The sequence below is a fragment of the Streptomyces niveiscabiei genome, assembly GCF_001419795.1.
GTDB lineage: Bacteria > Actinomycetota > Actinomycetes > Streptomycetales > Streptomycetaceae > Streptomyces > Streptomyces niveiscabiei.
On sequence record NZ_LIRL01000187.1, the window covers coordinates 20,083 to 20,351 of the forward strand.

At 67.3% G+C, this 269-nt stretch carries 1 protein-coding gene; it reads left to right on the forward strand.

What is annotated here, in order from left to right; all coding sequences use genetic code 11:
- Positions 1-80 precede the first annotated feature (80 nt).
- On the forward strand, positions 81-269 hold a 189-nt coding region (locus AOK24_RS49610; protein ID WP_055719789.1), incomplete at its 3' end, for a hypothetical protein.

Sequence of the window (269 nt, forward strand, 5' to 3'; positions counted from 1 at the left end):
ATTGTGACCGGTCACACAAGGGTCGTCAAGAGACCGTAACGATGGATTCACACGACGGATTCACGCGGACGGGAGGTGCCGTGACCGGCACGGTGGACGGGCTTGTCTGGGGTTCCGATGCTGTCGAGGTGGAGTTCGGGGTCGCTTCCGACGGGACGCCGAGGGTGGTGCGGGTGGGGGCCGACGGGAAGCGGGTCGATCCTGATGTCGCGCTTCCGCTGGTCGAGTTGACCGCGTTCGGGTGGGGGAGCGGGTGGTCGGGGCCGAGG